Genomic DNA, 21,419 nt, shown 5'->3' with positions numbered 1-21,419 from the left:
CCCAGGCCTCACAACACGCGCTCCGGAACGTCCCCGCGCACCCCGCTACCCATGCTCATTTGTGAAGGGCCGGTTTCGTTGGTGATGTTGATGTAGGTGACCTCGAACGCAGCTGCGGGCAGGGGCTGTCCACTCACGAAGCGCTGGCATTGAGGCGAGGCGGCAATGGCCGGGGCGGCAGCGGAGACCATGACTACCGGTGCGGCCCAGACCGTGCCTTTCGCGAGGGTTCGGCGGGAAATCGTCATGGGGGACCTTCACAAATCGATGACATTCCATGAAAACACACGGATGCCGTTCGATAAACCCAGGTCGGGAAATGTGACCAGGCGCAATAGCTCCGCGTTTCCGGGTTTCTGCGTCTTGCCGCGTTTCTCCTTGGACCTGTTGGTCCGGCGCCGCGACTGAGACCGGGACTGGGACTGAGCGGGGCCGCGACCGGGGCTGGGCAGGGCTCTTCACTCAGACCTCGAGCCGGTCCCTATAACCCCGGATGCGCGCGGGAATCTGGTCCTCCGGGAGGTCAATGACGGCTTGCTCGGAGCCGAGGCTTGTGGCCGCTTCGTAGTACCAGCACTTGTACTCGACGATCTCCAGGGTGCGTTGGAGCTGTTCCATTTGTTCGAGTACCGAGGTCCGGCAGTTCTGGAACAGCTCCTGGCGCTGCTTGAGCGTCTCATCACCTTGCTGGTACCACTGCATGAATTGGCGAATCTCGCTGATGTGAAGCCCGGATTGCTTCAGGCAGTCGATGACTTTGAGGGCCTCGAGGTCCTTGTCTTCGAACGCTCGTCGTCCGCCGGCGCCGCGGGACAGCTCCGGGAGCAACCCCTCCTTGTCGTAGTAGCGCATGGTCGAGGCCGGAACACCCAGTAGTTCTGCGGTCTCTCCGATGGTGTAGGTCATGGCGTCTCCAAAAACTTTTGCCGGGTCCTTGACTTGAAGTGAACTTCAACTGTGACTATCAAACCACTGACCAAGATTTTGAGGAGAGCACCATGCGCGGAGTAGTACTGCACGGACCGGGCGACGTCCGGGTGGAAGAACGCGAAGATCCCACCATCCAGGAACCCACGGACGCGGTCATCAAGATCGTCGCCGCGTGCGTATGCGGTTCCGACTTGTGGCCCTACCGCGGCGCAGACCCCGCCGAGAACCAGCTCATGGGTCACGAATACGTGGGAGTGGTCGAGCAGATCGGTGACGACGTCAAGACCGTGAAGCCCGGAGATTTCGTGGTCGGCTCGTTCGTCATCTCGGACAACACGTGCCCCATCTGCACCAACGGGTACCAGTCCCGCTGTGTCAACGGCATTTTCGTCGATGGCCAGATTGGGACCCAGGCCGAGTACGCGCGCATTCCCTACGCCGACGGCACTCTGGTCGCCACCCCGGGCCAGCCCGACGACGATCTGATCCCCTCGTTGCTCGCCGCCTCTGACGTGCTGGGAACCGGATGGTTCGGAGCTGTGGCAGCCGAGGTGGGACCGGGCAAGTCTGTTGCGGTAGTCGGGGACGGCGCCGTCGGCCTCATGGCAGTGCTGGCCGCCAAGCAACTGGGAGCGGAGAAAATCATCGCGATGAGCCGTCACGAATCCCGCCAGAAGCTCGCCAAGGAATTCGGGGCCACGGACATCGTGGAGGAGCGTGGCGAGGCCGGCGTCGAGAAAATCAAGGAGCTCACCGACGGGCTGGGCGCGGACAGCGTGATCGAGGCTGTGGGCACCCAGGAATCCATGATGCAGGCTGTCCAGTCGACCCGGCCCGGCGGGCATGTGGGCTACGTGGGCGTCTCGCACGACGTCTTGCTCAACGGCCTGGAACTGTTCTTCGGGCTGGTGCACCTGCACGGCGGGCCCGCGCCGGTGCGGCGGTTCCTGCCCGAGTTGATCCAGCTGATCTGGGATCGCAAGATCGAACCGGGCAAGGTCTTTGACCTCGAACTTCCGCTCGACCGTGCCGCCGAGGGGTACCAGGCCATGGACGAACGTAAGGCCATCAAGGTGCTGCTCAAGCCCTGACGTTCAGGAGACGAATCATGGAACTCGACGATCTGCTCGACGCACTCAACGCCGGCGAAACTATTACCGGCGGCTCGCCATTGCACGCCGTGATGCACCGGGCCAGCCAGGACGCGCTGCGCGTGACCGCGGAACTCAATGGCAGCTACCACGAACCCACGCGCGTGCTCGAGCTGCTGGCGCAGTTGATTGGCAAGCCGGTACACGAATCGGTGGCGCTGTTGCCGCCGTTCTACACCGACTTCGGCAAAAACATCACCCTGGGCGAGCGGATCTTCATCAACTCCGGGTGCAAGTTCCAGGACCAGGGCGGGGTCACCATCGGCGATGATTCGCTGATCGGCCACAACGCCCTGCTTGCGACACTCAACCACGACATGGATCCCGCCCGCCGCGCTGACATGCACCCCGCTCCCATTGTGATTGGCAAGCGGGTGTGGCTGGGTTCGAACGTCACGGTCCTGCCCGGCGTCACGATTGGCGACGGCGCTGTGGTCGCCGCAGCCTCCGTGGTCACCAAGGATGTTCCCGCCAATTCCGTGGTGGTCGGTTCCCCGGCCAAGGTGGTGCGCTCGGTGCCCGTGGAGGGCTGACTGTCTTGCGGGCAAGTTCTAGGGTGGATGTATGGCTGAGACGAAGATGACCAGTATGAACACTGTGTGGATTCAGGCGATCGCCGGCGGGGCATTCACCCTCATCCCAGCGCGGAAATACCCGGCATGGTTGCGTCACACGCTGTCCTGGGGATCGGCGGCTGGGATCTTCACATTGATGGCGGTTCCGGGGGTGGCGTCGAAACTCCAGGAACTGACGACGGGTCAGACCGGTTCCGAGAAGGCTGCTGCCCTCGAGGACGTTGACGCCGAGACTGTGAATGTCCACGGTGGCAGCGTCGAGGACGCAGGCACCGGACGCACCAGCACCGGGAAGGTCGATGCGTCGAAACCGGACTTCGAGAATGTAGTCAGCAACCCGGTGATGCGGATTGGTCTTGCCACGGCTGTGGCGGCATGCACCTATGGCGTGTTCCGGTTCTCGTTCTGGTTCGATGACGCCGCCGAGCGCGGACTGCGCAAGCTGCGTGTGCCGTATCCGCGGGTGGTCATGGGTTTAGGAGTGGCCGCTTTATACGTGGTCACGGAGAAGTTCGATCGTCGATACGAGGCCCGTGCAGGCCAGTCATCGCAATCTGATCAACACTAGGACCTTCGCGGTGCGCATCACTGCACCCTGATCGACGTTCGGACCCTCGACCCTGCGGTGCCTGCACACGAATCGACGTAAGACCACAGCTGATCTGATCGATGCACCCTGGTCGACGTTAGAACCTTCATCGCTGCCACGCGTGCACCGTGATCGACGTAAAGACCCACCTCGCCGAGCGGCCTGCACCGTGGTCGACGCACCGACCTCAGGAATCGAATTCTGAGGCTCTACCGTCAACCAGTTTGCAGCGGCTCGGCTGTGAGGGTCGCAACGTCGATCCGATTGCGGGTCCGTTGCGCGGGTGAAGGGGATACTGGCTCAATGAGTGAATGGGGTGCAGTTCTGGACGCTGTTCAGCTGACGTTGAGCGGCGACAAAGAGCTGGGTGAACAAACGCTGCGGAGGTGCTGGTCTCAGACCATGCCGTCCGATCACGCGCAACGATGCGTCATTGCTCATTACCTGGCTGACCTGCAATCCGATGTCGCCACAGAGGTGGAGTGGGATGAGCGCGCTCTTGCTGAATTCGATGATGTTTCTGATACCGATCTCGCCCCGATCGGTGTTCCCAACGCCAAGGGATTCGCGCCGAGCCTGCACTTGAACGTGGGGGACGGTTACTTGCGGATGGGGCGGCTGGACGACGCTCGAAAACATCTCGAAGAAGGAGAATCAGCGCTGCTGGATGTGGAGCGTGATGGATATCTTCAGTTCATCGGACAGGGTCTCCAACGACTGCGCCAACGATTGGAGGAGCACGCATGATCGATGCCGAGACGGGATGGTACTTCATCCACACGAGTGTGAAAGTCGCGATCTTCGACGGTGCCAAGACCCTACTCGCCTTGAACGCACGCGATGAGTGGGAACTCGTCGGAGGGTGGCCAACCGCCGATGATGAGTCCCTGGAAGAAACCGTCCGCCGGGAGACTCTCGAAGAAACCGGACTGGTTATAGAGGAACTGCACCTTGCACATGCAACACTCTTCGAACCCGTTCCGACCAAGAAGGTTGCCCTCGTTGTTTACGCAGCAGAGGCTTCATCGACTAACCACCTAGATCTGAGCGATGAACACATCACTCTGCAGTGGTTCGAGGTTGAAGACCTCCCGTTCAATCTTCCTGAGGCATACAGGACGAGCATTCGTTTTGGTTTCCGAACGCTTTATCCGAATCCCTAGACCCAGTTCGATCATTACGGTGCGAACCGCTCTCGGTCGAGCCACGGCTCAATGGCCAGAATCCGATCGTGCCGCCTACCGTTGGGGTATGGATCCAGTACCGTTGACCACCCTCGGTCTCCCTGACCAATCGGGTCGCACCTGGCTCATCACTGGCGCGACCAGCGGGATCGGCAGGGAGCTAGCGCTCGCGGTGGCTGCGGCTGGTGGGAGGGTAGTGGCACCGGCGCGGAATCGGGAGAAAGCGGCGTCGTTAGTGGCGGCCGCTAGTGGGCGTGCGGGGAGTGTCGAGACGCCGCACATGGATCTTGCGGACCTTGCTTCCGTGCACCGATTTGCGGAATCGTTGACGACCGACATTGACGTGCTCGTGAACAATGCCGGCGCTGTTTCTCCCCGCCGACGCGAGACAGCTGATGGGTTCGAGCTGCTGCTCGGTACCAACTTCCTGGGTCCTTTCGCGCTGACCAACTTGGTGGCTGACCGGGTGCGTGAGCGAATCGTGATCACGGGGTCGGACTCGTACAAGGTGGGGCGAGTGGACCTGGATGATCCGCATTTCCGCTCACGCCGGTGGAACCCCATGAGTGCCTATGCCCAGTCCAAACTGTGCGACATGCTGTGGGCCCGGGCGCTACAGGAACGGCTCGGATCGCGCGTGCCGGTGACGCTCGCTCATCCCGGTTGGGCGGCGACAGGGATTCAGAACGTCACGGGTAGCAAACTGCTGGATCGGGCGATCGTGGCGGTCACCTCGCCGTTCTCACAGTCTGCAGAGGATGGCGCTTTGCCCCTGGCCGAGGCTGCTGTGGGAGACCATCCACCGCTGAGCTATATCGGTCCGGATGGGTTCATGAAGTGGCGGGGTAAACCGGAGGTTCAGGAGGTTTCGCGCCGCGGGCGTTCTGCCGTGGGGGCTGAAGAGGTGTGGGCGCTGGGCGTGCGTGAAACGGGTACGGATTTGGCGTGAGCCTTCCTTGCTGAACATTCCAGTCCCGAAAAATGCCTCATGAGGCCTCTGAAATGCACTTTTGCGGACTGGGATGTTGGAGACGGTATCCACCCGGAAGATCTGAGACATCCCCAGGCCACCGGCAAGATTTGAGGCACTCCCGAGCCGCTTTAGGGCGGCGGAAGTGGCTCCGGAGTGACTGGAATCTCCACTTTGAGGTGTACCTCAAGTTGCCTTGCCGGGGAGCCTTTGGGTACTGCGATAGTTACATCCAGATGTAACTATCGCAGTACTGTTCTGGGCAATCGTCAGAGGTCCATTGCGGCGAAGACTTCATCGGCGAAGGAGTCATTGTGGTGCCGCGCCAGAACTGACGACCCTTTGCGGAGCTGTCCCATGGCCAACTGGCGGGCGGCCTGCAAGACCTCGGGAATGTTGAGGATCAAGGGAGTGACGTCGGTGCCGGCAGCGAAGATTTGGTGAACTGGCCCGGCAGATCGGTAAGAGGTCGAGACCGCGGTTACCTGAGCCACCTCTTGTGGGATTTCTGGCATCACAGCCGTATTGATGAAGGTGTATGGCTCCCAAATGTTTTCGTCTTCCCAGTACTGTTCGCCCATGACCAGGACTTCCACGTTCTGGATGCTCAAAGTCATGAGTCGCCGGTTGGTTTTGTGTTTAGCAGTACTAGGAAGGGCCGTGAGGCTCCACTGCCTTCCCTCGGTTTCCTGTGGCCAAACGATCACTTGAGACACGTAGGTTGCCACCGAATTGAGAACCTTCGTGAATTCCGAGTGTTGACGGAGCTTTTCGAATTTGACCCTGGACTTGATGCGTCGCTGGGCCAGAGTGATGCGTTCAGGGTCCACCCCGGGCGGTTCTGAACGCGCATCATGCTGCAACCATTCGGCTTGTGCCTGGGGATCAACGATGAGGTCCAATGGTGAGGGCCCTACTGGCTGGGACAACAAAGTCTTGTTGCGTAGTTGTCTCTTCTGCTCGACCCGTGACCGGATCGCAGCCCGTTCCTTCTCATCCAGCTCGTCGGGAATCGCTTCCGCGAACCTGACCGCCTCAATGTCATCCCACCGTCGGCGGTGGCTCGAAAATCTTGCTGGGAAATTCACCGTCTGCCCGACGTAGAGCTCTCCGTTGGTGAACAAGAGCTCATAGATCCCGCAGCTCAGCTTCTCCGGAATCACAGCCGATGTCGCGAATCCAGCGGGGGTTTTCCATTCGCGGAAATGTAGTTCAGTCATGCGTAGCCTCCGAGGGGTCATATTAAACCCAGCGGAGTCATTGCACCGGCGAGATCTGAGACATCCCCAGGCGACCGACAAGATTTGAGGCACTCCGGAGCCACTTTCGGACGGCGGAAGTGGCTCCGGAGTGCCTGGAAACCTGAGGGCCGCGGCCAGTGTGCAAGGCCACCGGGCGACGCTGCTCGACCGGTCACGCATGAGGCGTGGCCGGTGAACATTCCAGTCCCGAAAAGTGCCTCAGCAGGCCGCTGAATTGCACTTTTGCGGACTGGAATGTTGGCTTCGGTGGGACCGTCCGTCTGGGCTAGCCGATCTGCTCCGCCAGCGCCACGATGATGCCCTCCGGGCCGCGGAGGTAACAGAGGCGGTAGACATTTTCGTAGTTGGCGACCTCGCCCAGAAGCTCGGCGCCGTGGGTGCGCAGGCGGGCGATGGTGTCGTCGATGTCGTCGACCGCGAACATGATGCGGTGCAGCCCCACGGTGTTCGGCGCCGGCGCGAGCGGCTCCGGCGTGATGAGCGCGGGGGAGTGGTACGTCGTCAGCTCCACTCGGCCATGCCCGTCCGGGGTGCGCATCATGGCGATCTCGCTACGAATCCCGTCAATACCAACGGTCTGATCCGCGAAGAGCCCCTCGATGGGTGTGCGTCCCTCGAGTTCCATGCCCAGTTCGGTGAAGAAGTCGACGGCGCCGTCCAGGTCCTTGACGACGATGGCCACGTTGTCCATCCGTTGGATACCCATGAGGCAAGCCTAGACCTCCCGCGCACACAATGTCCCGCAGGAATTCCTGTCGACCTGAGTCGTTAACGTAAGTATGCGAATCATTGGATTTACAGAATTCGGAGGGCCCGAGGTCCTCGACATCCACGACGTTCCGGAGCCTCATGCCGGGCCCGGGGAAGTTCGGATCGCCGTGAAGGCTGCAGCGGTCAATCCCACGGACACTGAGACGCGGCAGGGTAACGGCTCTCCCGCCCAGCTGCCCGCTCCGCACGTCCCGGGGATGGATGCGGCGGGTGTGATTGACGAGGTCGGCGAGCCCACGGCGGAGCTGGATACTTCCCCGTGGTCCGTGGGTGATCACGTCATGGCCATCGCGATCCCGTTGCGGGGCCACGGAGGCGCATACGTCGAATACCTGGTCGCGGATGCGGACTCTCTGGCTAGGATCCCCGAAGGCCGATCGCTGGAAGAAGCCAGCACGTTGCCCATGAACGGGCTTACTGCCCTCCAAGCGTTGGAGAAACTGGACCTCGACCCCGGCCAGGTCTTGGGCGTGACCGGCGCGGCGGGCACCCTGGGTGGGTACGTCGTTCAGCTGGCCAAGCTCCAGGGCCTCACGGTGATCGCCGACGCCGCCCCAAAGGACCGTGAGCGCGTGGTCGCCTTGGGCGCTGATCATGTGGTGGAGCGGGGCGATGATTTCCCCGACAAGGTCCGCGAAATCTACCCGGACGGTGTGGACGGCTTGGTCGATGCCGCGGTGATGAACGAGCTCGCAGTGCCCGCCGTTCGCTCCGGGGGAGGCTTCGCCACGGTTCGCTTCTGGAAGGGGCCGGAGGACAGCGACCTCACGTTCCACATCGTCTGGGTGGGCGATGAATACCATCACGGCGACAAACTGGACGCGCTGCGCGAACTGGTGGAGAGCGGCGTCGTCACCCTGGAAGTGGCCGACACGTTGCCCGCCGAGCAGGCGACGGAAGCTCACCGGCGCTTCCAGGAGGGCGGCGTGCGCGGGCGGTTGGTCCTGACGTTCTGAGCGCAAAGTCGGGGCCATTAGGGTTGAGCGGAGTCAGCAAGGGCTGGCTCCGCAACCCGTCCCGCGTGAGCAACTGCGGTAGACCGCAACAGGAGAACCAAGAATGCCCCCCGAGTATCAACTGGTCGCCTTCGACATGGACGGCACCCTGCTGGACAGTACCAAGGACCTGCAGCCGGGGACGCGGCGTGCTTTCGAGGCCATGCGCGCGGCCGGGACGCGCATCATGTTGGCCTCGGGCCGCCCGATTCCCGGGCTGAAGGGGCTCGCGAGCAAGCTGAACCTCGGGCAGGATCTGGTGCTCGCGGGAATGAACGGCTCGATCGTGGTGGATCAGGCCACGAACCGCGAAATCGCCCGCCATCCCATGCCGCTGAACATTGCTCGGGCGCTGATTGCCGTGGCCAAGAGGCATGACGTCTTGGTCATGATCCCGCACGACGACGAGCTGCTGGTCGAGGACCCATCCGACACCCACGCGCAGCATGAAGCCACCAGCAACAAACTGAGCATCCGCCACGTCGACGATCTGACCGAGCTGGACGTCAAACCGACCAAGGTGCTCCTCGTGGGCGAGCGGGACATCACCGATCCGCTGCTGGACGAGCTCAACCGGACATACGGTGACCAGGTAGAACTGGCCTACTCCTCGCCCTTGTACTTGGAAGCCACCGCCGCCGGCATCCACAAGGGTTCCGCCATCACCGACTACTGCGAGGCCGAAGGCATCCCGCTGTCCCGCGTCATGGCGTTCGGCGACAACGGCAACGACATCGGAATGCTGCGCACCGCGGGGCTCGGCGTCGCCATGGGCAACGGCATCCCCGAGGCCAAGGCAGCGGCCGACCTGGTGACCACCTCCCACGACGACGAAGGCATCGCCCGCGTCCTGTCCCGCTACTTCGACGTCGACACGAGCGACGTCCCGGGCCTCAGCGAGGCGCCCCATCCCGAAACCAACGAGACCGACGACGCCGCCCGCCCCACCAACCCAACGGGCCGCACCCTTACATAGCCCCGCCTCTCACCGCGACCAGAATCCCACGTGACTCCCATTACCCCCAGACCGTGGGGGAATCCTGAATGTGACGGTTTGTTACAACCCTCTCGACCCGGCGGAAACACCCCTGTTTACTTGATGGCGATCCTTCGGGCGCGACTCCGCGTTCCCAACTTCCTCATCTACTGAAAATCAGGTTCACCACATGATTCTTACCGGTCTGGTTGTCGGCGCCGTGCTGGGCATCGTGATGCAGCGCGGTCGCTTCTGTGTCACCGGCATGCTGCGGGACATCTTCCTGCAGAAGTCGTGGCGCACGTTCGCGGCGCTGCTCATCGTGATTTCCGTCCACGCTATTGGTCTCGCCGCTCTCACGAGCCTCGGCGTGATCGCCCCCGAATACAGTACGTTCGCCCCGGCGGCCGTGATCATCGGTGGCTTCCTGTTCGGCATCGGCATCATCCTGGCCGGTGGTTGCGCCTCCGGCACCTGGTACCGCTCGGGTGAAGGCCTGGTCGGTTCGTGGGTGGCCCTGGCCATGTACGCGCTGTCCGCGTCCGCCATGAAGGGCGGCATGCTGGATGGTTTCAACTCCTGGATGACCAGCTGGGACACCGGTCTCACCACCGTTCCCGCAGCACTCGGGATTTCCCCGTGGATCTTCGCGATCGCCCTGGCCGTCTTCACCGGCATCATGGTGCGCCGCTTCATGATCAAGGAAGCCAACAGCCCCAAGCCGGCCCGTCTCAACAACCGCCCGGCCTGGAAGCGCCCGCTGCACGTGTACAACGCCGCGTGGATGATCGGCCTGCTGGGCGTCATCGCGTGGCCGCTGTCCGCAGCCGCTGGCCGTAACGGCGGCTTGGGCATCACCACCCCGTCCGCTCACACCGTGGACTTCATCACCACCGGCGATGCCAAGTTCATGAACTGGGGCACCCTGCTCGTGCTGGGTCTGCTGGTCGGATCCTTCATCGCGGCCAAGGCCACCGGCGAGTTCCGCATCCGCGTGGCCGACGCCAAGACCACCGTGCGCGCCATCTTCGGCGGCATCCTGATGGGTGTCGGCGCAGCGTTGGCCGGCGGTTGCACCGTGGGCAACGGCATGGTCGAGACCAGCCTGTTCAGCTTCCAGGGCTGGATCGCATTGCTGTTCATTGCTTTGGGCGTTGGGGCGGGCACCAAGCTCTGGCTCAAGCCCTCCGCTGCGCAGCCCGCCGCCGAGGCTCAGGACACCGTGACCTACTCCACCGATGAGAGCCTGGACCACAACGTTCTCAACGAGAACCCGTCCGGTAACTCCATCGACGCGACCCCGTCCAAGAGCCCGCAGAACACCAACGCGTTCTCCGGTTTCGCCGCGGCGCCGTCCGCGCTGATGGTCAAGGATCCGTCCCTGTCGCCGTCCAAAAAGCTCAAGGATCTGGGCGACGGTTACTACGCCCTCGACTCGCTGGGTGCGGTCTGCCCGTTCCCGCTGATCGAGGCCAAGGACGTCATGAAGACCCTGCAGTCCGGCGACCACCTGGTCATCGACTTCGATTGCACCCAGGCCACCGAGGTCATCCCCCAGTGGGCCGCCACCGAGGGCCACGAGGTCACCGACTTCGTCGAAACCGGCGACGCCAGCTGGCAGATCACGGTCAAGAAGGGTTGATCTCACCTTCATAGAGATTGACGACGACGCCGCTCGCGACTTTCGCGGGCGGCGTCGCCTTTTTGTGCGGGTTGGGTGTGTGGTCGGACGGCGACATCTGGGGCCGAGGATCGCAGGCTGGCGGGGCGAAACGCTGCGGACCCGTGCCATAAATGTCGAGGCGAGTGAGAGAGCTCTGGTGGCCATGGTCGAAGTAGCACGAGGGTGCTAGTTTCGGATCCGTGACCTCGAACTTTGAGCGTGATCAACAACCGAAGCGTGTCACCGGAGCGCCTGCGACGACGGCCGCATGGGCACCGAAGTGGTTCGGCCGAGCATTGTTCGTGGCCTGTTCGCTGGTGACCGTCGCGAGCATCGTCACGCTGATGGTGACTATGCCGGAAGGGACTACCGTCTCCGCGGACGCCAATGCACCCACGCTGTCGAACTGGGTGAACATTGGGCCCTCGTTAGTGGGTATTGCGTTGACCCTTGTGCTCCCATGGCGGGCGGCCCCCATGCCTGTGGTGCCTGTGAAGCGTGGTCGACTGCTGGTGACAACGGCCGCGCTTCCAGTGCTGCTGGCCGTCTTTGTCCTCGCCACGATTCTGCTGCCGTTACAGGGGGAGGGCTATATTCTCGGCAAGTTCGTGCTGCTGATGCTTCTCCCCGCCGTGCTGCTACTGGTGGTGCGAGGGTCCGTGAGGATCGAAACCCGGCGCGGTGCGTGGCGATGGTGGGCGCCCGTGCTGGTTCTTGCAGTCTGGTTCTACTTGTCCGAGGTGGCACCGTGGAATCCGCCGTATGACCCGGGAGATGTCGATACGAGTCTCCTCATCACGGCCGCACTGGTCACAGCAATCACCGCAGGCATCGGTGAGGAACTGTTCTTCCGTCGATGGCTGCAGACTCGTTTGGAGGCGACCCTGGGAGCATGGGCGGGCATCGGCGTGACGTCTGTGCTGTTCGGGCTGATGCACCTGGGAAGCCACGGCACCGGGGACTTGTGGTTGGACGTTGCGCGAGTGATTGCCATTCAAGGATGTCTCGGGTGGTTCTTGGGCGTGCTGTGGTGGCGCTACCGAAACCTGACCATGGTGATCTTGGCTCATCTGATCATCAACGGGTGGGGTGTGCTCGTGTACTTGGTGGGGCAGGGCTAGGGGAGAGCGGTGATGACCGCAATGATCGTGCCATCACCGCCCGCGCCCACGTGCTCGAATAAACGTCACCCCGGGTTCAGCGACTTGGGCGCTCCCATGCCGGGATCGATCTGGAAGGGTCCGGACGCGGAGGGGCGCACATCGAAGTCGAAGATCTCGGTCGGGATATAGACCGTGGCGCATGAGTTCGGAATGTCGACCACACCCGAGAAACGACCCTCGATCGGTGCCGCACCGAGTAGCAGATAGGCCTGTTCCTTGGAATAACCGAACTTGGACAGGTAGTCGATCGCGTGAAGGATCGCGCGTTGGTAGGAGAGCTGCGAATCCAGGTAGCGCTGCTCGCCGTCGAGCGTGACCGAGGTGCCGGAGAACGCAAGCCACTCCGAGTAAACCGGACCGTTGCGGCCCGGCATGAAGATGGCGTTCTCGCTGACGCCGTAAGTGTCCATGCCGTCCTTGATCACATCTACATGGATGTCGATGAAACCGCCCATCTCAATGCCACCGCAGAAGGTGATTTCACCGTCTCCCTGGGAGAAGTGCAGGTCGCCCATGGACAGATGCCCACCCGAGACGAAGACCGGATAGAACACCCGCGAACCCTTGGTGAAGTTCTTGATGTCCTGATTGCCGCCGTTCTCGCGCGGCGGGGCAGTACGAGCAGCTTCCGAAGCAACTCGGTCGAAGTCCGAGCCGCTGAGCGTACCCAGGATTGCCGAGTCGGGTTCCGGCGGCAGGGCGAGCGGAGGTACTCGGTTTGGCTCCGTGGCGATCAGATCGCCCTCTCGTTTGTTCCATTTCTTCAGCAGATCCGCCGATGGTGCTGTGCCCATCAAACCCGGGTGAGTAATCCCCGTGAATCGCACTCCGGGAATGTGTCTGGAGGTGCACTCGCCACCCTGGAAATCCCATACGGCCTTATAAGCATCGGGGAACTGGTCCACCAAAAAGCTGCCGCCGTTCTTCTGGGCGAAGATGCCGGTGTACCCCCAGCCCTGACCGGCCAGTGCACCCTGCTCCTGTGGGATGGGTCCAACGTCCAGAATGTCGACGATCAGGAGATCACCCGGCTCGGCGCCTTCGACGGCGAACGGCCCGGAGAGCGCATGCACCTTGTTCAGGGGTGCATCACGGATGTCGTCTGCGGAATCATCGTTCTTGATGGCGCCGTCGAACCACTCGCGACAGTCGATTCGGTAGCTCTCACCACGCTTGAGCGTTGCGATCGGCGGGATATCCGGGTGCCACCGGTTGTGCCCGATCTTCTCCTGCGATGTGAAGGGTTGGGATGAATCGAGTGGGAATATGACCTCTGGCATGACCTGCGTCCTTCCGGTTACCGGCCGTGACCAGTAGGGACGCGGCCGTGGAATCAAGGCGATTCAGGGCCGCGGCAGTTTGAGATGTCGCGGGTCGTTCGTTGTGGGTGTCGGGCGGCCGCGTCCTACGGGGCCACTCACGACGTCGGGTGTCTCCGCGGTCCGAGCGGCGCTATCGATAGCGCGCGCCCGGGGCGAGTTGAGCGTGGACAAATTGGCGGGCGAGAACAGTTTCCTGGCGTCCTCGCCGCAAACAGGGCACGGCTGTTTTTTCGGGGCGGTCGACATCGGATGAGTTGCTTCGAAGTCACCGCACTGCGTGCACCGGAACTCGTAGATGGGCATGAGACGCTCCCTCTGCATGTGATGTAAACCATACAGTGGGGCAGGGATGCCCGCTCCGGACAGCGAGCAGTTTTAGCTGAGCCGCAGCATCACCTTGCTGGAGCCGGAGGCACGGTCGGCAGCGATTCGAAATGCATCGCGTGCCTCAGCCAGGTTGAATTCATGGGTCATGAGGGGTGATACATCGACGTGCCCATCCATGAGTCTGATCGCCTCAGTGATCTCGTCGACGAATCGGTAAGAGCCGCGGTAGTCGATCTCTCGCGTCACGATATTCCCCAGGGCAGCACTGACCTCGCCAGCGGGAAGATTTCCGACCTGAACCAGCACACCCCCGCGCCGCACGGCCGCGATGACACCTCCGAGTGCTCGTGGGGCACCCGATGCTTCTATGGCGGCGTCGACGTCGCTCGGAAGCTTTTCGCCCTGGGCGACGTCCACGAGGTGGTCGGCGCCCATGCGTTCTGCGATCTCCAACGACGCTTGACTCAGATCTGCGGCGTAGATGTCCTTGGCACCTTGCGCCTTGGCTGCCGCTACGGCGAGTGCGCCAATGGGTCCGCACCCATTTACGAGTACGGATTTGTCAGCCACGGATCCGGCGCGATTGACCGCGTGAATCGCTACCCCGAAAGGTTCGGCCAAAGCACCTTCTTTGGTGCTGACGCCATCCGGGAGCGGTCTGATCTGGTCAGGCCGGACCAGCCGGAACTCGGAGAATGCGCCTTGCTCGTGCGGTTGGAAGGCCGCGGAGCCGAAGTAGCGAACCTCGGGCCAAAGATTGGTCCGATCTGCCACAGCGGGGATCATCGTGTGTTTTCCGGCGAGAGTCGCCGGATGAATGGAAACGCGCTGGCCGGTTCGGAGCGTGCCCAGATCGACCACGTTCCTGCCGAGCTCCACAATGTGTCCCGCGACTTCATGGCCCAAGATGAGGGGATCTTGAAGTACTGCGGTACCGGACACTCCGGATCGAACATAGGCCACGTCGGAACCGCAGATGCCGCCCCATTCCATAGCCACAAGAACATCGTCTGGGCCGCAGACCGGGCGATCTATTTCGTCGATGCGCAGGTCGTTGGCTTGGTGGACAACTACAGCTTTCACGTCATATCCCTTGAGAGTTTGAACGGTTATTTCAGGCCCGGTAGCTGAGACCTTTAGCCGAACAAGTTGGTGATCTGAGTCCAGACATCACGGAATGACAGAACCCCCACTGCGATGATCGACAGCGCGGAGATCAGCAGCATGACAGTAAAGAACGAGCCGTCCTTGACCCGGGGGTCCGTTTGGGTTCGAGACAGGTAAATGGTGGAAATTGCCACACCGATCAAGAACAAGGCATTCAGGATTCCGGCAATGATCACGAGCTCAAGGGGGTTGGCGGCGAATATGGCCAGGGTGCCCCACGTGATGGGGAGGACGACCATGATGATCTTCATCCACTTGTCACGAGTCACCATGTTGGTCCAGTCGAAGGCGCCGAATACAGCCAGGGTATTCGCTACCTGCCGGCCCAGGCTGGGGACGTTGGCCAGGATGGTCTTGAAGAGGGCCACTCCTGCCCCAATGAGGAAGAGAACTCCGCCCCACTGTCCGACGGCGGTTTCGAAAATGCTCGAGATCACGGTCATGACCTCGTTGCCCTTGGGTCGCAAGTCGGGCTGCGGATGCAGGACTGCGGCTCCCAGCATGTAGAACGTCATGGTGGAGATCGTGTAGATGATCCACGAAACCCAGGCGTCCAATTTCATGACACGGATCCATCCGCGTGCCCGATCAACCCAAGCCTGTGTCCCATCATTGGGTCCGGACCAGGCCGCATAACCCTTTTCAACCACCCAGTAGGTGTAGGCCGTGATTTCACCGGCACCCACACCCGTCATTCCGAACATTGCCAGAGCCACGCCCATGGCACCGGTGGCAACCTGGAAACGTAGCCCGTCTCCCAGGTCGCCCAGGCTCCAGCTGTATTCGGTGAATTGGATCAGGAACACCATGGCTACGGCGAAGAGCGTCACCAGCATGACGAGCACTGTGGAGATGTTTTCTACGATCTCGTACCGATTCGCCAGGTGGATCGCAATCGCGATCACTACCAGGATCGCAACCCAGAGGCTGATGGACATGAAGGAGAAGGGGTCTCCCCCGATGGGGAAAAGCATGGAGAACGCCAGTGCCGCCCCGCCAATGACGCCTGCTTGCCCAATCAGGAACTGTAAGAACATGAACAGTACGAGCCAGGCCATCCAACCCCGGCCCGCAATTTTCGGCGGCACCTGGTTGTACCCGGTAATGGCTGCCTTGCCGGTGGAAATGGACCAGCGAGCTAACTCAACCTGCACCCAGACCTTCACAAAGGTGGAAACCAGGACTAGCCAGAACAACATGAAGCCGACTTGCGCGCCCAGCGCGGTGGCGGTGAGTAGCTCACCGGAGCCAACAACGGCGGCACCTGTGATCATGCCCGGGCCGAGAAACTTGAGTCTTTGCCCAAATCTTGTGGGAGGCTCTTGGATGTGAGCCTGGTCCAGGATGTACGGGTCTTTGTGCTTGGCGAACGTGGTTTCCTGCCCCGTGGCAGCGCGCATGCCGACTCCTTCGACGACGAGTACGTGCCCTTCCGTGAACAAGAAAGTGGAAGCGCCCTGTGACTGTAGCCACACAACTTCGCCCAGGGTATCCAGTTGCCATAAGTTTCCGGGCGACGCCGCGCGCGACGTTTGCGGGCGGCGTCGCCTTGTGCAGAAGGCCCCTGTCATCTGTGGCTGAGCATCGCAGGCCGGTGCGCCGATTTCATGCGAAGCTCAGCCTCAGATGTCGAGGCGCGCGTATTACAACCGCACAACCATCTTTCCAGTGTTCGCGCCGCCGAGCAGGTCGATGAACGCCTGCGGCGCGTTTTCCAGTCCGTCGCGGAATGTCTCATCCGCCTGGAGAGTGCCGTCCTGTAGCCATTCGATGGCGTGCTTGTGGAACTCCTCGGCCAGGTCGTAGTGGTTGCCCACGATGAACCCGCGCAGATTCAGCTCCTTGCCGACCGCTAGGAACAAGTTGTTCGGGCCGGGCTCCGGCTCAGTGTTGTTGTACTGCGAAACGGCGCCGCACATCGCCACGCGCCCATACTTGCGCAGTGCCCCGATTGCCGCTTGAAGGTGATCGCCGCCCACGTTGTCGTAATACACGTCAATCCCGTCGGGCGCGGCCTTGGTCAGCGACTCGGCGACGTCCCCGTCCTTGTAGTTGAAGGCCTCGTCGAACCCCAGTTCCTTTATGCGGGCGATCTTCTCGGCGGAACCCGCAGACCCGATCACCTTGGACGCCCCCAGCGCCTTGGCGATCTGGCCGACAGCGGAGCCGACGGCGCCGGCAGCGCCCGAGACGAACACGACGTCACCCTTCTTGAACTTCGCGATCTCCGTGAGCCCCACGTAGGCGGTGAGGCCGGGCATTCCGAGGATGCCGAGGTACTTGGACGGGGAGGCGGCCTCGACGTCGACGACGGTCGCGGCGTCGTCGTCGACCACCGAGAATTCGCGCCATCCCAGCATGTGCGAGACGTGATCGCCCACCTTGATGCTGTCGGATTCGGACGCGATCACGGTGCCTACCGCGGTGCCTTCCAGTGGTTCGTCGATCTGGAACGGCGGGATGTAGGACTTGACGTCGTTCATGCGGCCGCGCATGTACGGGTCAACGGACATCACTTCGTTCTGCACGAGAATCTGCCCGGACTTAAGGGTGGGGATCGCCGCTGTTTCGAGACGGAAGTTCTCGTCCGTGGGTGTTCCGTGCGGTCGCGAGGCCAGGACGATCTGGCGTGTTTCTGTGGGTGTTTCGGTAGTTGCCATGAAAATTCCCCCATAGGACTTGTTGGCGTTGATGCAGGGTGGTCTAACGGTGTGAGATGTTTCCACCCTGTGCTGGAAAGTTGGTGAACACAAGTTCCACTAGGGATGATATTGAAGAGCGGCTCCGCCGATATCGCTTGATGATCACGTCAGATCCTCGGGCGTGTCAGGAACTTGGCCTCGAAGGAATCGGGCCATGATGGTGGCCAAGATCAGGGCAATTACGAAGGCGAAAAGCAGCGTGAACCCAAGGCCTGGTGCGGAGGAGGCCGATGGAGAGAGCTGTGCTGGCCAGTAGGGCCCATTCAATGACTCGCATGTTTGTCCATGGTGGCATGTAGGAATTCGAACACGTTCGTATAAGAACCGACAATTGCCCCTTGCGCAGCGGGCGAGAGACTGATGGCATGGGGTATGGAGCCCGATCAACGAGCAGCGAATGTAGATGCTGAGCGCGGCATTCCTAGCGCGATCAGACCGTTTATCCCGGCTTTCCTCGTGGTCCTTCTGGGTATCGGAACGCTCATGCTGAGGGTCGCTGGAGCCATCAATGACACAGCTTCATCGATTGTCTTTGCAATCTTGATTGCTGCCGGTTTGCTCTTCTACGTTCTCATCAACCGAGGAATCGACCCGAAGTAGCGGAGATCGAGATTCGCTTTCAAGGAGTCGCGGGCTACCCGTAGTGATACCTGCATGTGGCAATCAAGACGTCGTCGTTAGTCACCTTGTATACGAGACGATGCTCTTCGGTGATTCTGCGCAACTAGTAGTCAGCAAAGTCATAGCGCAAGGGCTCGGGTTTCCCGATACCCTCATTGCCATTTCGCACGATGTCTTGGATGAGAAGATTAATCCGTTTGAGGATCTTCCGGTCTTGACGTTGCCACCATAAGTACTCATCCCAGGCCGACTCGGACCAGACAAGTCTCATGATTAGTTCTCATTCAGAAGTTCGTGTGATGTGCCGCGTCCAGCCTCCAGCTCCTCCATGGAATTAAGAAGTCGTCGAGCGTTCTCTGGGGAACGCATTAGGTAGGCCGTCTCTTTCAGGGAGTTGTACTCATCCAACGAGACAATCACGACCGGCTCATGGCCAGAACGAGTCACAATGACCTCTTCCCGGTCATCGATGACTGAATCCAAGACTTCCGCGTAGCGAGCCCGTGACTCCGAATAATTCATAGTCTTCATGGAACACCTCCGTACAAAAAAATGTACGCCCCATGTCGAGGGTGACGATTCGCCCGGGGGCTCCGTTTCCCCTGCATCGAGGTCAGAGCCGCGGTGCGGCGACTGCAGGGTCTTCGCGCGATGGGGCGGCCGGAGCGGCGTCGTCGGAGTTGGTGGGCGCTACGCCCAGGACGACTAGGGCGACGGCGAGAACTGCAAGACCTGCCCAGCCGAGGGTCGTGAGTTGCTCGCCCACCACGACGACCGCCAGGAGCGCCGCGACGGCGGGCTCGATCAGGGTGAGTGTCGTGGCGGTGCTGGGGCGAACACGTTTGAGCCCGAGTCCGAATAGGTGGTAGCCGAGGAACATCGGTATCAGCGCCATGTATGCGGCCACGGTGAACGATTCGGTTGAAGCGAGCAGGGGTGCGCCGGTGAGCAAGAGGACGGGTATCAAGAGCGCTCCACCGAACCCGAAGACGGCGCCCATGGCTGCCGCGCGTCCAACCTCATGGGAGATTAGGCGGTGGACCACCCAGGAATACAGGGCATACGTGATGCCGGCGATCAGACCAAGTCCGATGCCGAAGAGTGTGTCCGAGGCTGACGCCGTTGGTTGATCGGCCTTGGCCACACACAACATCGCACTACCTGCGATGCCCAGGGCAGCCGCCGTCATCCACCAGCCACTCAACGGTTTGCGCTCCAGGATGAGCTCTAGGATTCCAGAGGCCAGCGGCGCCGAGGCCAGCGAGACCACCGTGCCGATGGCCACGCCCGCCAAGTGCATCGAACTGTAGAACGCGAGCGGGTAAATGGCCACGGCCACGGCTCCCGCGGCGATCAGACCCGTGTGTGAGCGTAAATCTTGGCGGGCGCGTTTCAGGGAGGGGAGGGCGATGGCGGCCTGGAGCAATCCACCGATGCCAAGGGCGGCCGCGCCGATGGCGAGAGGGCCTGCGTCCGGAGCAAAGGTCGCCGCTGTCCCGGTGGTGCCCCACAAAAACGCGGTGACCAGAATGGCGACGACGCCGCCCGAGGTTCCCTTCATCGGGTTCGGTTCAGATCCGCGAGCATGCCGACGGCGATCGCCCGGGCTCGGCGCAGTCGGCTCGGTTCGCCTTCCAGCCCGGAACGCGCCATGGCTCCTTCGAGGAGGAAGCTCAAGTGTTCGCCCAATTCAGCGGCGGAATCGTTGTCGGTCAGGAGGCGTAGCTGTTCGACCAGCAGCCCCTCCACGTACTCCTTGTGGCGGCGCACGATCTCCCGGCCGGGATCGCCGACGGGAAGTTCCGCAGCAGCATTGAGAAGGCCACAGCCTCGAAAGCCGTGTTCGTACCCGGTACTCGCGTGGTCGATGTAGGCGTCGAATACCGCGAGGATCTGCTCCTGGGGCGTGCTGACCTCAGCTGCACGAGCTCGATGCAACGCGAGCCACTCTTCATGTCTGGCCTCAACGTAGGCCTCGACGAGATCCGCTTTGGAGGAAAAGTTGTTGTACAGGCTCATCTTCGCCACCCCGGCCTGCGCGGTGATCCGGTCAATGCCGGTGGCGTTGATGCCGTCCGCATAGAACCGTTGAGCGGCTGCGTGGAGGATCCGGTGACGAGCCGACGGTTTCCGGGCTGCAGAGTGTGATGGCTGGGGTGTCATGAACGTCTCCTTCATAATAGGTAGACCAGTCTACCTATTATGTAGATCCGGTCACTAGAGTGGGCCACAGCGCGGGCTAGTTCGGACATCCGGGGCAGAGCTTCGCGCGCTGGTGGAGGCCGACGCCATTTCGGGCAGAGGATCGTAGAAAAACCCATAGCTGGCGGGCGAACCACTGCCACAAATGTTCAGCGCTCGTGGTGACGGACCGGCCACGCTGCTGTGAGCAGCGCTGCCCACGGCAGCACCAGGGCCGGGCGGCCATGAGAGCGGACAAGCTTGACGCATGACTGAAACTACTGCTGCTCCGGCCGGGAGCACGCTTGACGAAGAAATGTACCGGCAACTGTTCGAGCGTCGGATCCTGCTACTCGGGGAGCCACTGGAGGGGTGGAACTCGAACCGTCTCTGCAATGGGCTCATCCTTTTAGCGGCCAAGGATCCCCGAGCAGACATCACGTTGATCATCAACTCCCCGGGTGGCTCGGTGCCCGGAATGCTCGCGATTCGCGATTGCATGCGGGCCATCCCGTGCGACGTTGCCACGATCAATCTCGGAATGGCCTACAGCGCCGGGCAATTCCTCTTGTCCTCTGGCGCCCCTGGTAAGCGTTACGCGATGGAACATTCCAAGGTGCTGCTCCATCAGGGTTCATCGGGGATAGCCGGTACGGCCATGGACATCGCAATCCAAGCTGACGACCTCCGTCACACCCGTGACACTGTTCTTTCGCTGGTCGCCCAGGACACCGGTCAAGACCGCGATGTGATCGAACAGGACTCAAGGCGTGACCGGTGGTTCGATGCCCAAGAGGCTCCTGAGTTGGCTCATTCGTTTAGTGCGTGATTTTCGGGGTCGCGGATGGCGTCGAGGACGGCCTGCTGCTC

Annotated in this window: 23 protein-coding genes and 2 pseudogenes; 12 read left to right on the top strand and 13 right to left on the bottom strand. The window is 61.7% G+C overall.

Annotated elements, in window-relative coordinates:
* Positions 1-8: 8 nt before the first annotated feature.
* Both RF638_RS14915 and RF638_RS14910 read right to left on the bottom strand, forming a co-directional pair.
* Positions 9-248, bottom strand: coding sequence for a hypothetical protein (locus RF638_RS14915; protein ID WP_368842345.1), 240 nt, complete (start codon positions 246-248; stop codon positions 9-11).
* Positions 249-462: 214 nt separating this feature from the next.
* Entirely contained in the window at positions 463-906 is a 444-nt protein-coding gene (locus RF638_RS14910) for a MerR family transcriptional regulator (protein WP_095797106.1), read from the bottom strand.
* Positions 907-998: 92 nt separating this feature from the next.
* Between RF638_RS14910 and RF638_RS14905 the strand changes: the two genes are divergently transcribed.
* The 6 genes from RF638_RS14905 (at position 999) to RF638_RS14880 (ending at position 5,378) form a co-directional block, all read left to right on the top strand.
* Entirely contained in the window at positions 999-2,021 is a 1,023-nt protein-coding gene (locus RF638_RS14905; RefSeq protein ID WP_031272401.1) for a zinc-dependent alcohol dehydrogenase family protein, read from the top strand.
* 17 nt (positions 2,022-2,038) lie between these two features.
* Complete coding sequence (locus RF638_RS14900; protein WP_368842344.1) at positions 2,039-2,614, top strand: DapH/DapD/GlmU-related protein; 576 nt, start codon at positions 2,039-2,041, stop codon at positions 2,612-2,614.
* A gap of 31 nt (positions 2,615-2,645) precedes the next feature.
* Positions 2,646-3,224, top strand: coding sequence for a hypothetical protein (locus tag RF638_RS14895; RefSeq protein ID WP_368842343.1), 579 nt, complete (start codon positions 2,646-2,648; stop codon positions 3,222-3,224).
* A 324-nt stretch (positions 3,225-3,548) separates the two neighbouring features.
* Positions 3,549-3,992, top strand: a complete 444-nt coding sequence (locus RF638_RS14890) for a hypothetical protein (RefSeq protein ID WP_129701230.1) — start codon at positions 3,549-3,551, stop codon at positions 3,990-3,992.
* Positions 3,989-4,408 carry an NUDIX domain-containing protein gene (locus RF638_RS14885; protein WP_368842342.1) on the top strand — a complete coding sequence of 140 codons (420 nt, stop codon included), beginning with the start codon at positions 3,989-3,991 and terminating at the stop codon, positions 4,406-4,408. The genes RF638_RS14890 and RF638_RS14885 overlap by 4 nt, the downstream gene beginning before the upstream one ends.
* On the top strand, positions 4,296-5,378 hold the full coding sequence (locus RF638_RS14880; RefSeq protein ID WP_368842341.1) for an SDR family NAD(P)-dependent oxidoreductase: 1,083 nt from the start codon (positions 4,296-4,298) through the stop codon (positions 5,376-5,378). Before RF638_RS14885 ends, RF638_RS14880 begins: the two co-directional genes overlap by 113 nt.
* Positions 5,379-5,668: 290 nt before the next feature.
* Here the strand turns inward: RF638_RS14880 and RF638_RS14875 are convergent, their stop codons facing one another.
* Positions 5,669-6,523 carry a hypothetical protein gene (locus RF638_RS14875; protein ID WP_368842340.1) on the bottom strand — a complete coding sequence of 285 codons (855 nt, stop codon included), beginning with the start codon at positions 6,521-6,523 and terminating at the stop codon, positions 5,669-5,671.
* Between the two features lie 403 nt (positions 6,524-6,926).
* Positions 6,927-7,367 carry a VOC family protein gene (locus RF638_RS14870; RefSeq protein ID WP_095797099.1) on the bottom strand — a complete coding sequence of 147 codons (441 nt, stop codon included), beginning with the start codon at positions 7,365-7,367 and terminating at the stop codon, positions 6,927-6,929.
* A gap of 73 nt (positions 7,368-7,440) precedes the next feature.
* Here RF638_RS14870 and RF638_RS14865 point away from each other — a divergent pair, with 73 nt between their 5' ends.
* From RF638_RS14865 to RF638_RS14845, 5 genes and pseudogenes are all read left to right on the top strand, one after another.
* Entirely contained in the window at positions 7,441-8,388 is a 948-nt protein-coding gene (locus RF638_RS14865; RefSeq protein WP_368842339.1) for a zinc-binding alcohol dehydrogenase family protein, read from the top strand.
* 103 nt (positions 8,389-8,491) lie between these two features.
* Positions 8,492-9,403, top strand: a complete 912-nt coding sequence (locus tag RF638_RS14860; protein WP_165189357.1) for a Cof-type HAD-IIB family hydrolase — start codon at positions 8,492-8,494, stop codon at positions 9,401-9,403.
* A 190-nt stretch (positions 9,404-9,593) separates the two neighbouring features.
* Positions 9,594-10,499: pseudogene (locus RF638_RS14855) on the top strand (YeeE/YedE thiosulfate transporter family protein); the annotation flags it as partial.
* A gap of 312 nt (positions 10,500-10,811) precedes the next feature.
* Positions 10,812-11,045, top strand: a complete 234-nt coding sequence (locus RF638_RS14850; protein ID WP_238663201.1) for a sulfurtransferase TusA family protein — start codon at positions 10,812-10,814, stop codon at positions 11,043-11,045.
* A 221-nt stretch (positions 11,046-11,266) separates the two neighbouring features.
* Entirely contained in the window at positions 11,267-12,187 is a 921-nt protein-coding gene (locus RF638_RS14845; protein WP_254049288.1) for a CPBP family intramembrane glutamic endopeptidase, read from the top strand.
* 65 nt (positions 12,188-12,252) lie between these two features.
* Here RF638_RS14845 and fmdA read toward each other — a convergent pair whose 3' ends face one another.
* From fmdA to RF638_RS14800, 9 genes and pseudogenes are all read right to left on the bottom strand, one after another.
* Complete coding sequence (fmdA, locus tag RF638_RS14840; protein ID WP_315277697.1) at positions 12,253-13,509, bottom strand: formamidase; 1,257 nt, start codon at positions 13,507-13,509, stop codon at positions 12,253-12,255.
* 63 nt (positions 13,510-13,572) lie between these two features.
* The gene (locus RF638_RS14835) at positions 13,573-13,854 is read right to left on the bottom strand and encodes an FmdB family zinc ribbon protein (protein ID WP_095797094.1); all 282 of its coding nucleotides are present in this window, start codon (positions 13,852-13,854) and stop codon (positions 13,573-13,575) included.
* Positions 13,855-13,926: 72 nt separating this feature from the next.
* On the bottom strand, positions 13,927-14,961 hold the full coding sequence (locus tag RF638_RS14830; protein WP_259917000.1) for an L-idonate 5-dehydrogenase: 1,035 nt from the start codon (positions 14,959-14,961) through the stop codon (positions 13,927-13,929).
* Positions 14,962-15,014: 53 nt separating this feature from the next.
* The gene (locus RF638_RS14825; RefSeq protein ID WP_368842338.1) at positions 15,015-16,445 is read right to left on the bottom strand and encodes an Nramp family divalent metal transporter; all 1,431 of its coding nucleotides are present in this window, start codon (positions 16,443-16,445) and stop codon (positions 15,015-15,017) included.
* A gap of 243 nt (positions 16,446-16,688) precedes the next feature.
* Positions 16,689-17,705 (bottom strand): NADP-dependent oxidoreductase, encoded by a 1,017-nt coding sequence (locus RF638_RS14820; RefSeq protein WP_368842337.1) that lies wholly within the window; start codon positions 17,703-17,705, stop codon positions 16,689-16,691.
* Positions 17,706-18,381: 676 nt separating this feature from the next.
* Positions 18,382-18,639 (bottom strand): annotated as a pseudogene (locus RF638_RS14815) (Txe/YoeB family addiction module toxin).
* A gap of 2 nt (positions 18,640-18,641) precedes the next feature.
* Positions 18,642-18,899, bottom strand: a complete 258-nt coding sequence (locus tag RF638_RS14810; RefSeq protein ID WP_095797088.1) for a type II toxin-antitoxin system Phd/YefM family antitoxin — start codon at positions 18,897-18,899, stop codon at positions 18,642-18,644.
* Between the two features lie 82 nt (positions 18,900-18,981).
* Positions 18,982-19,929, bottom strand: coding sequence for an EamA family transporter (locus RF638_RS14805; protein WP_315277679.1), 948 nt, complete (start codon positions 19,927-19,929; stop codon positions 18,982-18,984).
* The gene (locus tag RF638_RS14800; protein WP_368842336.1) at positions 19,926-20,531 is read right to left on the bottom strand and encodes a TetR/AcrR family transcriptional regulator; all 606 of its coding nucleotides are present in this window, start codon (positions 20,529-20,531) and stop codon (positions 19,926-19,928) included. The genes RF638_RS14805 and RF638_RS14800 overlap by 4 nt, the downstream gene beginning before the upstream one ends.
* A gap of 286 nt (positions 20,532-20,817) precedes the next feature.
* Between RF638_RS14800 and RF638_RS14795 the strand changes: the two genes are divergently transcribed.
* Positions 20,818-21,378, top strand: a complete 561-nt coding sequence (locus tag RF638_RS14795) for a ClpP family protease (RefSeq protein ID WP_368842335.1) — start codon at positions 20,818-20,820, stop codon at positions 21,376-21,378.
* The last annotated feature ends 41 nt before the right edge of the window (positions 21,379-21,419 follow it).

The sequence above is a fragment of the Kocuria sp. CPCC 205235 genome (assembly GCF_040980905.1).
Classification (GTDB): domain Bacteria; phylum Actinomycetota; class Actinomycetes; order Actinomycetales; family Micrococcaceae; genus Kocuria; species Kocuria carniphila.
Note: the sequence above shows the minus strand (reverse complement) of the source record. Positions and strands in the feature narration are given on the sequence as shown.